Here is a 13,459-nt window from a genome sequence, read left to right as displayed (position 1 = left end):
ATTAGGTGCTAACTACACTTATGCAATGGCTCAAGGTGATTTAACTCTGGATGCTGGTTACATGTGGTTTAACTACTTCCATGCATTGAATGCAACCGTATTGCCAGTTACTGCAACTGATTTCGGTGCTGCTGGTCCTTACTTCGGTCTGAAGTATGTTGGAAATGTTTAATTTCTTAATTGATTAAGATCTTATAAAAGCCCGTCATTAATGATGGGCTTTTTTTTTCTAATGGAGTATTCATGTTTAAGAAAGCAACTATATCTGTATTAGGATTGGTAGCAAGCGTAGCTACTGCAGGTAGCATGGGTCCAGCATGCACCCCAAGTAATGTTACCGTTCCATGTATAACAAATCTCTGGGACTTTGGTGCACAAGCGCTTTATTTAAGATCAATTTATGGTCCTGCCAAATCCGTAGAATTTGGTGCATTGCCACAAAATAAAGAAATTAAAAATGATTGGAATTGGGGCTATCGTTTAGAAGGGTCTTATCATTTTAACACTGGAAATGATATAACAATTAACTGGATGCATTTTAGTACATCCATTGATCCAACAGATTTTTTAGGTGTTCTTACGATCCCTACAATAGGCATACCGGCAATTCCGGCTCCTTTTGAATTAATTAGTCGTAATAGAATAGACCAAGTTAACGTGGTTATGGGGCAGTATACCGATCTTAGCATCAGAGATAAGATGCGGTTCTATGCGGGTTTACAATATGCGAATATTGAATCGACATCTAAAAACTACTACATAACCGAGGAAATTCCATTTATCGGAAGCAATCCATTTTCCAAATTCGACAATACTGATTATAAAGGTATCGGACCAGTTCTCGGAATTGATTACTCCTATTACATTACGAATTCACTTAGCCTAACCGCAAACGGAGCAGGCTCCATCCTTATTGGAACCAATAAGTATCATGCTGGTTTTATCGTATCACCGACTGAGGCTATTGTAGAACAAGTATTTTTCCGCAAAAAAGGTGTAGTTCCAAGCCTTGAAGCAAAACTTGGGGTTAATTATGCACATACTACACCAATAGGTATGGCAAATATTCAAGCAGGCTATCAAGTAGTCAATTACTTTAACGTGCTACAAGAGCAATTATTCCCCAATTTAGTTGGTCCTGTTCGTCCAGTTGATTATGGAGTTTTTGGTCCCTATTTTGGTCTGAAATTAATTGGTAATGCCTAAAATAGCGTCAATTCTCTAATTTATCACAGTCATTCAATTGAAACCCATACATACGCTATGGGTTTTTTTTACACAAATCATTGAGTTGCAAAATTTAAGCAAATTTGTGAAAAATAAGCTAGCCACTCCTTGTTTACCAAGATATAATTTTCTGCCCTCCCGATGTGGAAGTAAAAATAATGAACAGGAGTACCGCATGCAGTATAAAAAAATCATATTGGCTCTAGTCTGTTTGTCATCGCCACTCTATGCGGAACATGATCAACAGTTGCAGCGTCAAATTGCTCGTTTGCAAAAGCAAGCACAACAACTTCAAACTCAATTAAATGCCTTACAAAAGGAACTTGTTTCAAATAAAGTGACCCGTTCATCTAATACGAATAAAAAGGCAAAGAAACAAGAACCAGCCTCTCCTAAAAAGCATGGAAAAAAACATGGGCATCATAATGCTCATCAAGATAAAATGATTAAATATCATTCATCAACCTTATCCGTACACACTCCTGTAGAGCATCCAGAATCAATAGGATTTTACCCAACGGCCTTAGTTGCGGACAATCGTGTTGTCACCTACATTGCAGGAACGCCCGTAGTCGCGTCACCCTATTTAGGGGATAGACCTGCGTTTGATGGCTCTGACTATATTGTAAATATTTCAAGTATCAACCGCGACATTCGTTTGATGCAACAACGTCGAAGATTATATAGAGCATATCAAAATATGGGATATCCAATCCCTGAAAGACCAATCATTGCGCTCAGTGGTAAAGCCGAACCTGTAGGCATGATCAACAGTAATTATGTTGGAGGTACTAATGTTGATTTAACTCTAGGGTCAAGTGAGTTAGATGTTGCGGCTGCATTAAACCAAAATGTTGAGGCTTATATTGCGATAGCCTATGATGCCAGTCCACCTGAGGTTGGCCCAAGAATTAATAATTCAGCATTTAACTTAAATATGGGCTTTGTGAATATTGGTAATCTGGATAAAACTCCATTTTACTTTACAGCAGGGCAATTGTATGTTCCCTTTGGGCGTTATTCCAGCTCCATGATTAGCTCGCCATTAACTTTGGACATGGCACGCACGAAAACAAGGCCATTTATTCTCGGTTATAAATCCCAAGAAGATACAGGACCATTTGTCGCGACTTACATCTATCGAAGTGACACCACGCTAGGAAGAGCTGGTGTAGGCGGGGTGAATGCGGGATATACCTATGCATTTAACGAAATTCATGGTGAGGTGGGCGCAAGCTACATCAGTTCGATTAATGATGCGGCAGGAATGCAAAGTACTGCTCCCAACCCAGGAACTTTCGGTGGTTTTGGTTCCTTGCTTAATGGAAATGAAGCAGTCCGTAAAACCCAAGCAGTTGATGTGTACGGTAACTTAGGATTTGACCGCTTTAACTTTGCTGCTGAATGGGTAGGCGCAGTCGAGGCATTTAGGGCCCAAGATTTAAGCTTTAATGGTCGAGGTGCGCAGCCTCAGGCATTGCAAACTGAAGTTGATGTGACATTCAGAGCATTCAGTAGACCTTCATCCATAGGGGTTGGTTATCAATGGACTAAAGACGCACTGGCTTTAAATCTTCCAGAACAACGTTTTATCGGCGTATTTAATATTTCTATTTGGAAAGATACTGTAGAAAGCATCGAATACCGACATGAAATAGATTACGGGAAAAATCAATTTGCTAATGGTGCAGCACCTCCAGGACTTGTAAATGCACCTACAGTGGGAACAGGTGGCACGGCGGATACCGTTTCGGCTCAAATTGGAGTTTATTTCTAAAAAATCTATCCCCCAGAAATGGATTAGCCGTATTGTAGGTTAGGCCTTGGCCCAACAAAAAATTCCTAGTGAATTTGGACTAAGGATTTGGGACCAAAGCCCAACCTGGTTATACAGGCTACGATATCTCATCACAAGAAAAGAATCTTAGAGCAATCAGGTTGCCCGCAAGGTACGCCGCAATAAAGAATACAAACTGTGCTATCTTTTATCATATGCGGGGTATTTCATAAAGGAAAGGAGCATGTGTAAATCGTACAGCATGCCAAGGTCCAAACTCACACCTTCGGGTATCATGACATTCATATTCCAGCTCGGTTTGTTAGCTATTTTAATCATCTATTCCTCTGCTTACGCATCAAAAGTGATTGAACTCAATATCAAAGGACCAATTGGTCCAGCTACCGTAGACTATGTGGTACGTAATATTGATAAAGCACAACAAGCAGATTTAATCCTGATCACTCTTGATACTCCCGGAGGGCTTGATGAAGCCATGCGTTCCATAATTCAAAAATTTTTATCATCGAATATTCCTATCGTAACTTATGTTAGCCCACATGGTGCGCGTGCAGCCAGTGCCGGAACCTATTTGCTTTATGCCAGCACTTTGGCAGCTATGGCACCAGGAACTCAATTGGGAGCGGCAAGTCCCGTCAATTTAGACGCTACAGGTTTTGGCAGTGAGACCTCCAATAAGCAAACAACCATGGAGAAAAAAATTACTAATGATGCTGAGGCAACACTACGCTCATTGGCCCAGCTCAGAGGACGAAATCCTGATTTTGCACAAAAGGCTGTCAAGAATGCAGAGACCTTAACCGCTACAGAAGCTTTAAAAGCAGGAGTCATTAACTACATTGCAACGGATGAAAAAGACTTACTGACGCAGTTAAATGGTGTATCAGTAATGCAAAACAATCAAAACATCAAACTCAATACCAGCAATCCACACATTCAGCGAATTGAGCCTGATTGGCGTACCCGATTTTTATCAATAATTACTGATCCAACTGTGGCATATCTGCTGTTGTTACTAGGAATATATGGTATTTTTTTTGAATTGGTCAATCCAGGACATCTATTTCCCGGAGTAATTGGTGTTATATCAATGTGTATTGCACTTTATGCATTCCAATTATTACCGATTAATTATGCGGGTTTTTTCCTTATTGTGTTGGGAATAGGGTTTATCATCGCGGAAGCATTTATACCCGCTTATGGATCTTTAGGTGGCGGGGGCACAATTGCATTTATTATTGGTTCTATCATGTTACTAGATACAAATAATGCGTTGTACCACATCGCATGGTCAGCAATAGCGGCTATGGTGTTAGTGAATATCCTCCTTTTTGTAATCTTGCTCGGTATGGCGATAAAAGCAAGACGGCAAAGTGTAAAACATGGTGTAGGTGTATTGATAGGAGCTAAAGGACGCACACTTGGCGACATTAATCTGGAAGGACAAGCAATGATTCATGGAGAAATTTGGAGCGTTCGTTCAAAAAAATTTATTGCCGTAAACAAACCAATAACAGTCATTGCAACTTCGGGTCTAGTATTGGAAATCGAAGAAGATGCAGCGAATCAAGGAGGGTAAAAATGGGACCTTTTTTAACGGTAGTCGTAGTGCTGATCCTGCTGCTTTTGATATCAGCAGTTAAAGTATTTAGAGAATATGAACGGGGTGTCGTGTTTATGTTAGGTCGTTTTTGGCGAGTTAAAGGACCTGGTTTAGTACTGATTATTCCAGTAATTCAACAAGTGGTACGAGTCGACTTACGTACCATCGTTATGGATGTTCCCAGCCAAGACGTAATTTCCAAAGATAACGTTTCTGTGAGGGTCAACGCCGTCTTATACTTTCGTGTCGTGGCACCAGAAAATGCAATTATCCAGGTAGAAAATTATTATGAAGCAACCAGCCAATTGGCACAAACGACACTACGTTCTGTGCTGGGTCAACATGAACTGGATGAAATGCTTTCCGAGCGCGAACAGTTAAATAGTGACGTACAAAAAATATTGGATGCACAGACAGACAACTGGGGCATCAAGGTGTCCAATGTCGAAATTAAGCGCGTTGATTTGGATGAAAGTATGATTCGTGCAATTGCCAGACAGGCGGAAGCTGAACGTGAACGACGAGCTAAAGTGATTCATGCCGAAGGAGAGTTGCAAGCCTCAGCAAAATTATTGGAAGCGTCACAAGTATTGGCAAAGCAGCCGCAAGCGATGCAGTTACGTTATTTGCAGACCTTGGCCGCTATAGCCAGCAATAACAACTCAACAATTGTGTTCCCAATGCCGATGGAGCTGGGTGATATTTTATCCAATATGGCATCAAGGAAACCATAACTTAAATTAGGACTAGAGCCTGGGTGATGGCAAAGTCAAACCCGAGTTTTGCGACCCCTCACCCGGCAACAAGGTGACATGCCTTGATAGCAGTATTTTTTTGGGGAGATTAATAAACTCTTCGCGGTTTTAGTTTAAAGGAAATTAGAGTAAGAATACTGATTGTTGGGAGCAGAATTATGTATGAAAGTATTTCAATTATTTTAAATAAATACTTCTTTTTCCCTTCTGCTAAGGCATAACGCCGACTAAACTTTTCAAATAATGGCCAATCGCAAATTCTAAAACCATTCGGTGATTTATATCCCATAAAAAAGTAACCCGTAAAATATCCATAAAATTGAAAAAATTTTCGAGGGTAAAAAATATAGGTGGCCGCAGCTGAGGCTTCAAGATAGGTCGTATAATGCCAACAATTTTTAGGCAAAAATAGCATATCTGTAAGCGCGCCAGCAACTACATAATTTAATAATTATCTCCGTTTCGTCATACTCTGCAACATCAATTTAGAGAGGAGAGTACGATGAATATATCCCCACAAATTATATCCCCCCAAGAAACAGATGGCACGAAAGAACAGAGATGGATGGAGCATGTAACGCATCAAAAAGAAAGTGGTTTGTCGCGAGTAACGTACTGTCGAAAGCATCAATTAAACTACCATCAATTTGGCTATTGGGAGCGAAAGTATCGGGAAGAAATAGCTTCATCCAAATTAGTACCGATTCAATTAAATAAGCTGACACAAAGAGCTCCAGAGACAGTATGCACCTTGGTATTGAACAATGGGCATGAGCTAAAAATTCACGACCAGACTTTATTGCCAATGTTGTTGTCCTTGTGGGGTTAGCCATGTTTTTATCATTTAATGCAAGCATATGGCTCTATCCAAAGCCTATTGATTTTAGGCGACAAATTGATGGACTGGTGATGTTGATTTCCGACCATCTTCAGTTGAACCCCACATCAGGGCAAATTTTTCTTTTCAGAAACCGCCAAGCCAATAAAATAAAAATGCTGTGGTGGGAGCGAAATGGGTTTTGGCTCTGTTATAAGCGATTGGAGCAAGGAAAACTAAAATTTCCCAAACACGATGACGCGGTCATGAGCCTTACCAATGACCAATTAAGCTGGCTGCTCTCAGGATTGGATTTTGCAAAACACACATTGTTGCCGGAAGTATTGGCTACGAATTTCTATTAGAAATAATTTACAAAAAACGATTAATTTGTTTTTAAAATCAACGTAATGTGATATAATTGACTCAGCAAACAGGTGCCATTTCAACATGATGTACGAAGAAAAAATAGAGCAATTAAGTAACGAAATACTCGCATTAAAAGCAGAGCTTGCTCTATCTCAAGCACGCAATGAACACTACGCGGAAGCCTATGATTCTTTAAAAGCACAAATCATGGAGCTACGCCGTCACCGTTTTGGCAAGCGCTCTGAGCGTTATATTGACCCTGAAAATCCTCAGCTGTCTTTGTTTGAAAATAATCAGAGCATTTTTTCTCAGGCTGAAGCAAGCGGTGAGCAGACCGAAGAAATGACACCAGTGGCTGCCCATACAAGAAAGAAGAATAAAAAAGCGCAGAAAGAACTACCCCGTCGCATTGAAATTATTCCGGTATCTGATGAAGACAAGCAATGTGCCTGTGGTGCATGCAAAACAGTGATTCGTTATGAAACCAAAGAGCTACTGCATTACCAACCTTGCGTCATCGAAATTGTGGAGCAACGACGTGAAGTAGTTGCTTGCACTAAAGGATGCGAGAATCAAATCGTAACCGCAGCAGCGCCCAAACAAATTCTCCCCAAAATTAAAGCAACAGAAGAGTTTTTATCATTCCTGGTGGTCAGCAAGCTGGATGACAGGCAACCACTGTACCATCTGGAGCGACAACTCAGCGAACGACATGGTATTGATTGCTCACGCCAAACCATGGCGCGCTGGCTCATTGAGTTAATGACACCACTGCGTCCCATTTATAATCTGTTGAAAGACAGTGTGATTGAGTATGATGTGGCCAGTTGTGATGCAACGACCTTGCAGGTCTTGCATGAGCCTGGAAGAAAAGCAGAAACCAAATCCTATGTGTATTGCATTCGGGGTGGACCACCGGATAAATCCGTTATTCTTTATGACTACAACGATGTGGAGCACAAACAATTTATTTACGATTGGTTTGTCGGATTCAATGGCTATTTACATGTCGATGGTGACAATTTTTTTGAACTTGTGGGTAGCAGCAATGCGCACATTGTCAATTGCAACGCGCATGCGCGCAGAAAATTTGAACCTATTGCCCAATCTAATAAAGGCAAAGGCATTGCCAAAGAAGCCATGCGCTTTTTTAAAGAGCTTTATAAAATAGAGCGTGAGGCTAAAAATAATCAACTGAATCCAGACCAACGTCACCAGTTGCGTCAGGAAAAATCCAAACCACTCATGGAAGCCTTTAATACATGGGTTGATAAGGTCTATCCTACAACTTTGCCCCAATCACCGCTTGGGAAAGCACTCAATTACTGTGTTAAATATAGAGATGGACTGATGCGCTTTTTAGATGATGGGCGTCTGGAAATCGATAACAATCTTACTGAACAAGAAATCAAACCCTTGGTCATTGCTCGAAAGAACTTCTTGTTTTGCGCCTCTGTTGAAGGTGCTGAGGCCTTGTGTTTACACTTCAGTATCATCAGAACGGCTAAATTACACAATCTCGACCCTTATCATTACTATGTCATGTTGTTAAAGAACGCTCCTCTTTGCAACAGTGTTGATGATTATGAAAAACTGTTGCCTTGGAATATTGGCTTAGATTATACCCCTAAGTTGTAAATTGTAAGCCTGTGGTTCTTGGAGCGCTTACGCATATCTCCTCGTTCAAGCGTGATGTCATACCCTTCTGCCTGGTTTAATCGTGGAAATTGTTTCGATAATAAATCCCATGGCTGGCCGAATTCCACCAAACTGTCACCAACGAAAGGAAGCTTATAAATAAAGTGGCTTTGATCTTGAGTGAATAATAACAATTGTTTTTTGCCACTTAAGCATAAATGAAGATTACAACAATGCTCTCTATCAAAGTGGATTTCTGTATGTGCCCCTCTACCGCCAAAAAAATAAATAACTTTCAGTTTCTTATTAAAGTATCTAGGCCGAAGTGGAATTTTTTGCCAAAGAGGTACATGTCGTTCTATTGCTTTAGAATGTAGCGGAAAAGTCTGGCCAAAAATTCGATACGGCATATTCTTTTTAATTTGTGACATGACCGTAGTATAATCGCCGCTAATATAGGATTTCCAAGTATCGTTTTCATAAATATCATAGGTTATTATTCCTTCAAGAAGGTTTTCAAAATAATCTATAGAAAACTTGTCGGTAAAATTTTTTATTTTTATTAAAATAGGTTCTTTTGATCGATAAATAAGATGCTTAATGTATTCTTCTTGGCCATATTCGTACTCAACTTCTTGTATTTTTTTTATTTTCATCTTTTAACCTTTTGAATAAGATAATAAAAATAATACTTTTTCCCCCAGAATTTTTCTTTGCGGGCGTATTTTGCAACGTAATTAAGTGCGGGATTTTTAAATCTAATTTTCCACCATGGAAGAAATATTAATCCACAGACCGCTGCAATAGTTGGAAGTTCGGAGATAAATTTACTTACATCATCCCCAACAATAGACAAGGCTTGCCTATAAAATGCTTCTTCATTAACAATTAAACGTTGATAAAGAGAGGCTTGTACTTGCTTGGTAATATTAGTTTTTTGAATTATTTTTAATTTGCCGCTGTTTTTAATAAATCGTTCTAATTTGTTTGATTGATCTTTATTTTTGAAATAATGATCTGCATAACAAAAAAATCCCCCTAAAGACAAGACGCGTTCAACTTCAGAAAAAAATTCGTCAATTCGAGGATAAAGATGGTAAGCGCTCCAAGAACCACAGGCTTACAATTTACAACTTAGGGGTATAATCTAAGCCAATATTCCAAGGCAACAGTTTTTCATAATCATCAACACTGTTGCAAAGAGGAGCGTTCTTTAACAACATGACATAGTAATGATAAGGGTCGAGATTGTGTAATTTAGCCGTTCTGATGATACTGAAGTGTAAACACAAGGCCTCAGCACCTTCAACAGAGGCGCAAAACAAGAAGTTCTTTCGAGCAATGACCAAGGGTTTGATTTCTTGTTCAGTAAGATTGTTATCGATTTCCAGACGCCCATCATCTAAAAAGCGCATCAGTCCATCTCTATATTTAACACAGTAATTGAGTGCTTTCCCAAGCGGTGATTGGGGCAAAGTTGTAGGATAGACCTTATCAACCCATGTATTAAAGGCTTCCATGAGTGGTTTGGATTTTTCCTGACGCAACTGGTGACGTTGGTCTGGATTCAGTTGATTATTTTTAGCCTCACGCTCTATTTTATAAAGCTCTTTAAAAAAGCGCATGGCTTCTTTGGCAATGCCTTTGCCTTTATTAGATTGGGCAATAGGTTCAAATTTTCTGCGCGCATGCGCGTTGCAATTGACAATGTGCGCATTGCTGCTACCCACAAGTTCAAAAAAATTGTCACCATCGACATGTAAATAGCCATTGAATCCGACAAACCAATCGTAAATAAATTGTTTGTGCTCCACATCGTTGTAGTCATAAAGAATAACGGATTTATCCGGTGGTCCACCCCGAATGCAATACACATAGGATTTGGTTTCTGCTTTTCTTCCAGGCTCATGCAAGACCTGCAAGGTCGTTGCATCACAACTGGCCACATCATACTCAATCACACTGTCTTTCAACAGATTATAAATGGGACGCAGTGGTGTCATTAACTCAATGAGCCAGCGCGCCATGGTTTGGCGTGAGCAATCAATACCATGTCGTTCGCTGAGTTGTCGCTCCAGATGGTACAGTGGTTGCCTGTCATCCAGCTTGCTGACCACCAGGAATGATAAAAACTCTTCTGTTGCTTTAATTTTGGGGAGAATTTGTTTGGGCGCTGCTGCGGTTACGATTTGATTCTCGCATCCTTTAGTGCAAGCAACTACTTCACGTCGTTGCTCCACAATTTCGATGACGCAAGGTTGGTAATGCAGTAGCTCTTTGGTTTCATAACGAATCACTGTTTTGCATGCACCACAGGCACATTGCTTGTCTTCATCAGATACCGGAATAATTTCAATGCGACGGGGTAGTTCTTTCTGCGCTTTTTTATTCTTCTTTCTTGTATGGGCAGCCACTGGTGTCATTTCTTCGGTCTGCTCACCGCTTGCTTCAGCCTGAGAAAAAATGCTCTGATTATTTTCAAACAAAGACAGCTGAGGATTTTCAGGGTCAATATAACGCTCAGAGCGCTTGCCAAAACGGTGACGGCGTAGCTCCATGATTTGTGCTTTTAAAGAATCATAGGCTTCCGCGTAGTGTTCATTGCGTGCTTGAGATAGAGCAAGCTCTGCTTTTAATGCGAGTATTTCGTTACTTAATTGCTCTATTTTTTCTTCGTACATCATGTTGAAATGGCACCTGTTTGCTGAGTCAATTATATCACATTACGTTGATTTTAAAAACAAATTAATCGTTTTTTGTAAATTATTTCTAATAGAAATTCGTAGCCAATACTTCCGGCAACAATGTGTGTTTTGCAAAATCCAATCCTGAGAGCAGCCAGCTTAATTGGTCATTGGTAAGGCTCATGACCGCGTCATCGTGTTTGGGAAATTTTAGTTTTCCTTGCTCCAATCGCTTATAACAGAGCCAAAACCCATTTCGCTCCCACCACAGCATTTTTATTTTATTGGCTTGGCGGTTTCTGAAAAGAAAAATTTGCCCTGATGTGGGGTTCAACTGAAGATGGTCGGAAATCAACATCACCAGTCCATCAATTTGTCGCCTAAAATCAATAGGCTTTGGATAGAGCCATATGCTTGCATTAAATGATAAAAACATGGCTAACCCCACAAGGACAACAACATTGGCAATAAAGTCTGGTCGTGAATTTTTAGCTCATGCCCATTGTTCAATACCAAGGTGCATACTGTCTCTGGAGCTCTTTGTGTCAGCTTATTTAATTGAATCGGTACTAATTTGGATGAAGCTATTTCTTCCCGATACTTTCGCTCCCAATAGCCAAATTGATGGTAGTTTAATTGATGCTTTCGACAGTACGTTACTCGCGACAAACCACTTTCTTTTTGATGCGTTACATGCTCCATCCATCTCTGTTCTTTCGTGCCATCTGTTTCTTGGGGGGATATAATTTGTGGGGATATATTCATCGTACTCTCCTCTCTAAATTGATGTTGCAGAGTATGACGAAACGGAGATAATTATTAAATTATGTAGTTGCTGGCGCGCTTACAAATGTCGATTGGAATTGATTACTAAGCGGTTAACCAAATCGATACCTAATGCATAATCAGTTTTTAATAGTTGAGAACTTGCTTTAAGACCAAGACCATTACCACTCCCTATTTCAAGTAATCTCCTATTAAAAAATTGAGTTTTTATTAATGGTCTAATCAGGGTGTAAAGAAGCAATTGTGAATAAATATCTTGTACCTCAGATATTTTAGAAAAATCAAAATTTAATTCTTTATATTCTTCATGGATTTTTGTATCCCATAAACCTAAGTTCAAAAATACTTTATTATGATGTAATTGACCAAAAGTGTTATAACTGTCTTGAATCAGTTTTTTCATTAATTTGATTTCCGAGAGATCTAGGTAATGATGTCTCATTACAAAGCCAATTTGCCTGGCCGCATGGCTATAACTTGGGGTTTCTTCATCCATTTATATCAAGTAGTTATGTCAGTCATACAATAAGTATAAACGATTTTATTCAAGAGAAAGGATTCCATAGAAAGTCGTGAATCTTTTGGCGCAATATAAATACAATCTTTCGTTTATCCTGCTTTTATGATAGAACACTCCTTTTGAAGAATTTATGAGGTTTTTACTGTGTCGATCAAATCAGATAGATGGATAGAAAAAATGGCGCTGGAGCATGGAATGATCTCTCCATTTCAACCCGGACAAGTGCGTGAAAATAATAATGGAAGAATTATTTCCTACGGTGTGTCCAGCTATGGATACGACGTTCGTTGCGCTAATGAATTTAAAATTTTTACTAATATTAATTCTGCTATCGTGGATCCTAAAGCGTTTGATGAAAACAGCTTTGTCGATGTGCAATCGGATGTATGCATCATTCCGCCTAACTCGTTTGCCTTGGCGAGAACGGTAGAGTATTTTCGAATTCCACGTAATGTTTTAACCATTTGCCTAGGCAAATCGACGTATGCACGTTGTGGAATTATTGTTAACGTGACTCCTTTAGAGCCGGAATGGGAGGGGCATGTCACTTTGGAATTTTCAAATACTACTACATTGCCTGCCAAGATTTATGCCCATGAAGGCGTAGCACAAATGTTATTTTTAGAGGCCACAGAAGTGTGTGCTGTTTCATATCGCGATCGTGGCGGCAAATACCAAGGGCAAACGGGTGTTACTTTACCGCGGACTTAAGGATACGTTATTCTGAGGATATGGGGATCTTCAGCATGGAACATGAGTAGGATGATAAGATGCTCAAAAAGGAGATCCATCATCCTAAACGCCTCAGGATAATGATGTCTTGCGTCGCCCCGTACAATGGTCTGCGTCCTTCGCTGTGGTCTCAATTGGAGGCCATAGCGAGCAAGAAACAAATTCACCTATTCTTCATCAGGTAATTTATATTTATCTCGTGATGCATCAACGCGTTCACGTAATTCTTTTCCTGGTTTAAAGTGCGGACTGTATTTCGCTTTAGTCACAACTTTTTCACCCGTTTTGGGATTATGAGCATTTCGAGGAGGTCTATAATGGAGAGAAAAGCTGCCAAATCCCCGAATTTCTATTCTTTGATTTTTAATAAGTGCTTCACTCATTAATTCCAATATCTTATTTATACCATCAGCAACTTGCTTTTCAGTAAGATGCGTCATTCGAGCAGCGATTTGTTCAATGAGTTCCGATTTGATCATACCCACCTCGTGTTGTCGCGTGTTTCAAAGTCTGCTACCAATAAAGATTAG

At 39.8% G+C, this 13,459-nt stretch carries 16 protein-coding genes and 1 pseudogene; 9 read left to right on the top strand and 8 right to left on the bottom strand.

Going from position 1 to position 13,459, the window contains the following annotated elements; all coding sequences use genetic code 11:
- The 5 genes from OQJ26_RS09810 to OQJ26_RS09790 all read left to right on the top strand — a co-directional run.
- The coding region (locus OQJ26_RS09810) for an Lpg1974 family pore-forming outer membrane protein (protein ID WP_265703662.1) at window positions 1–172 on the top strand (172 nt) is incomplete at its 5' end.
- A gap of 71 nt (window positions 173–243) precedes the next feature.
- Window positions 244–1,206, top strand: coding sequence for an Lpg1974 family pore-forming outer membrane protein (locus tag OQJ26_RS09805; protein ID WP_265703654.1), 963 nt, complete (start codon window positions 244–246; stop codon window positions 1,204–1,206).
- A gap of 196 nt (window positions 1,207–1,402) precedes the next feature.
- Entirely contained in the window at window positions 1,403–3,004 is a 1,602-nt protein-coding gene (locus tag OQJ26_RS09800; RefSeq protein ID WP_265703653.1) for an LbtU family siderophore porin, read from the top strand.
- Window positions 3,005–3,299: 295 nt separating this feature from the next.
- Window positions 3,300–4,604: an NfeD family protein gene (locus tag OQJ26_RS09795; RefSeq protein ID WP_416209956.1), complete on the top strand. Its 1,305-nt coding sequence runs from the start codon at window positions 3,300–3,302 to the stop codon at window positions 4,602–4,604.
- Window positions 4,605–4,606: 2 nt separating this feature from the next.
- On the top strand, window positions 4,607–5,362 hold the full coding sequence (locus tag OQJ26_RS09790) for a slipin family protein (protein ID WP_265703652.1): 756 nt from the start codon (window positions 4,607–4,609) through the stop codon (window positions 5,360–5,362).
- A gap of 109 nt (window positions 5,363–5,471) precedes the next feature.
- Here the strand turns inward: OQJ26_RS09790 and OQJ26_RS19395 are convergent.
- A pseudogene (locus tag OQJ26_RS19395) lies at window positions 5,472–5,801 on the bottom strand (cupin-like domain-containing protein); the annotation flags it as partial.
- A gap of 84 nt (window positions 5,802–5,885) precedes the next feature.
- Here OQJ26_RS19395 and tnpA (OQJ26_RS09785) point away from each other — a divergent pair.
- The 3 genes from tnpA (OQJ26_RS09785) to tnpC (OQJ26_RS09775) all read left to right on the top strand — a co-directional run bounded on the left by tnpA (OQJ26_RS09785) (window position 5,886) and on the right by tnpC (OQJ26_RS09775) (window position 8,207).
- Window positions 5,886–6,212: an IS66 family insertion sequence element accessory protein TnpA gene (gene tnpA, locus OQJ26_RS09785; RefSeq protein WP_265702306.1), complete on the top strand. Its 327-nt coding sequence runs from the start codon at window positions 5,886–5,888 to the stop codon at window positions 6,210–6,212.
- A 2-nt stretch (window positions 6,213–6,214) separates the two neighbouring features.
- Window positions 6,215–6,565 carry an IS66 family insertion sequence element accessory protein TnpB gene (gene tnpB / locus OQJ26_RS09780; protein WP_265702305.1) on the top strand — a complete coding sequence of 117 codons (351 nt, stop codon included), beginning with the start codon at window positions 6,215–6,217 and terminating at the stop codon, window positions 6,563–6,565.
- A gap of 85 nt (window positions 6,566–6,650) precedes the next feature.
- Entirely contained in the window at window positions 6,651–8,207 is a 1,557-nt protein-coding gene (tnpC, locus tag OQJ26_RS09775) for an IS66 family transposase (RefSeq protein WP_265702303.1), read from the top strand.
- On the opposite strand, the gene OQJ26_RS09770 is transcribed toward tnpC (OQJ26_RS09775), so the two are convergent.
- The 6 genes from OQJ26_RS09770 to OQJ26_RS09745 all read right to left on the bottom strand — a co-directional run bounded on the left by OQJ26_RS09770 (window position 8,189) and on the right by OQJ26_RS09745 (window position 12,173).
- Window positions 8,189–8,863, bottom strand: coding sequence for a cupin-like domain-containing protein (locus OQJ26_RS09770; RefSeq protein WP_265703651.1), 675 nt, complete (start codon window positions 8,861–8,863; stop codon window positions 8,189–8,191). The genes tnpC (OQJ26_RS09775) and OQJ26_RS09770 overlap by 19 nt on opposite strands.
- A complete protein-coding gene (locus OQJ26_RS09765) occupies window positions 8,860–9,255 on the bottom strand; it encodes a hypothetical protein (protein ID WP_265703650.1) in 396 nt (131 codons plus the stop codon). The genes OQJ26_RS09770 and OQJ26_RS09765 overlap by 4 nt, the downstream gene beginning before the upstream one ends.
- A 79-nt stretch (window positions 9,256–9,334) precedes the next feature.
- Entirely contained in the window at window positions 9,335–10,891 is a 1,557-nt protein-coding gene (tnpC, locus tag OQJ26_RS09760) for an IS66 family transposase (protein WP_265702303.1), read from the bottom strand.
- A gap of 85 nt (window positions 10,892–10,976) precedes the next feature.
- On the bottom strand, window positions 10,977–11,327 hold the full coding sequence (gene tnpB, locus OQJ26_RS09755; protein ID WP_265702305.1) for an IS66 family insertion sequence element accessory protein TnpB: 351 nt from the start codon (window positions 11,325–11,327) through the stop codon (window positions 10,977–10,979).
- A 2-nt stretch (window positions 11,328–11,329) separates the two neighbouring features.
- A complete protein-coding gene (tnpA, locus tag OQJ26_RS09750; protein WP_265702306.1) occupies window positions 11,330–11,656 on the bottom strand; it encodes an IS66 family insertion sequence element accessory protein TnpA in 327 nt (108 codons plus the stop codon).
- A 79-nt stretch (window positions 11,657–11,735) separates the two neighbouring features.
- A complete protein-coding gene (locus OQJ26_RS09745) occupies window positions 11,736–12,173 on the bottom strand; it encodes a hypothetical protein (protein ID WP_265703649.1) in 438 nt (145 codons plus the stop codon).
- Window positions 12,174–12,341: 168 nt separating this feature from the next.
- Here OQJ26_RS09745 and dcd point away from each other — a divergent pair, with 168 nt between their 5' ends.
- Complete coding sequence (gene dcd / locus OQJ26_RS09740; RefSeq protein WP_265703648.1) at window positions 12,342–12,908, top strand: dCTP deaminase; 567 nt, start codon at window positions 12,342–12,344, stop codon at window positions 12,906–12,908.
- A 188-nt stretch (window positions 12,909–13,096) separates the two neighbouring features.
- Here dcd and OQJ26_RS09735 read toward each other — a convergent pair whose 3' ends face one another.
- The gene (locus tag OQJ26_RS09735; RefSeq protein WP_028382383.1) at window positions 13,097–13,408 is read right to left on the bottom strand and encodes an integration host factor subunit beta; all 312 of its coding nucleotides are present in this window, start codon (window positions 13,406–13,408) and stop codon (window positions 13,097–13,099) included.
- Between the last annotated feature and the right edge of the window lie 51 nt (window positions 13,409–13,459).

The organism is Legionella sheltonii (assembly GCF_026191355.1).
Lineage (GTDB): Bacteria > Pseudomonadota > Gammaproteobacteria > Legionellales > Legionellaceae > Legionella > Legionella sheltonii.
The sequence above is the reverse complement of the archived record's forward strand: the minus strand, read 5'-3'. Positions and strand labels throughout refer to the sequence as shown.

What these genes read in the sequence shown, in the direction of transcription:
- OQJ26_RS09805 (WP_265703654.1), top strand. Translation starts at nt 244, where the DNA reads ATGTTTAAGAAAGCAACTATATCTGTATTAGGATTGGTAGCAAGCGTA.
- OQJ26_RS09800 (WP_265703653.1), top strand. Translation starts at nt 1,403, where the DNA reads ATGCAGTATAAAAAAATCATATTGGCTCTAGTCTGTTTGTCATCGCCA.
- OQJ26_RS09795 (WP_416209956.1), top strand. Translation starts at nt 3,300, where the DNA reads ATGACATTCATATTCCAGCTCGGTTTGTTAGCTATTTTAATCATCTAT.
- OQJ26_RS09790 (WP_265703652.1), top strand. Translation starts at nt 4,607, where the DNA reads ATGGGACCTTTTTTAACGGTAGTCGTAGTGCTGATCCTGCTGCTTTTG.
- tnpA (WP_265702306.1), top strand. Translation starts at nt 5,886, where the DNA reads ATGAATATATCCCCACAAATTATATCCCCCCAAGAAACAGATGGCACG.
- tnpB (WP_265702305.1), top strand. Translation starts at nt 6,215, where the DNA reads ATGTTTTTATCATTTAATGCAAGCATATGGCTCTATCCAAAGCCTATT.
- tnpC (WP_265702303.1), top strand. Translation starts at nt 6,651, where the DNA reads ATGATGTACGAAGAAAAAATAGAGCAATTAAGTAACGAAATACTCGCA.
- OQJ26_RS09770 (WP_265703651.1), bottom strand. Translation starts at nt 8,863, where the DNA reads ATGAAAATAAAAAAAATACAAGAAGTTGAGTACGAATATGGCCAAGAA.
- tnpC (WP_265702303.1), bottom strand. Translation starts at nt 10,891, where the DNA reads ATGATGTACGAAGAAAAAATAGAGCAATTAAGTAACGAAATACTCGCA.
- tnpB (WP_265702305.1), bottom strand. Translation starts at nt 11,327, where the DNA reads ATGTTTTTATCATTTAATGCAAGCATATGGCTCTATCCAAAGCCTATT.
- tnpA (WP_265702306.1), bottom strand. Translation starts at nt 11,656, where the DNA reads ATGAATATATCCCCACAAATTATATCCCCCCAAGAAACAGATGGCACG.
- OQJ26_RS09745 (WP_265703649.1), bottom strand. Translation starts at nt 12,173, where the DNA reads ATGGATGAAGAAACCCCAAGTTATAGCCATGCGGCCAGGCAAATTGGC.
- OQJ26_RS09735 (WP_028382383.1), bottom strand. Translation starts at nt 13,408, where the DNA reads ATGATCAAATCGGAACTCATTGAACAAATCGCTGCTCGAATGACGCAT.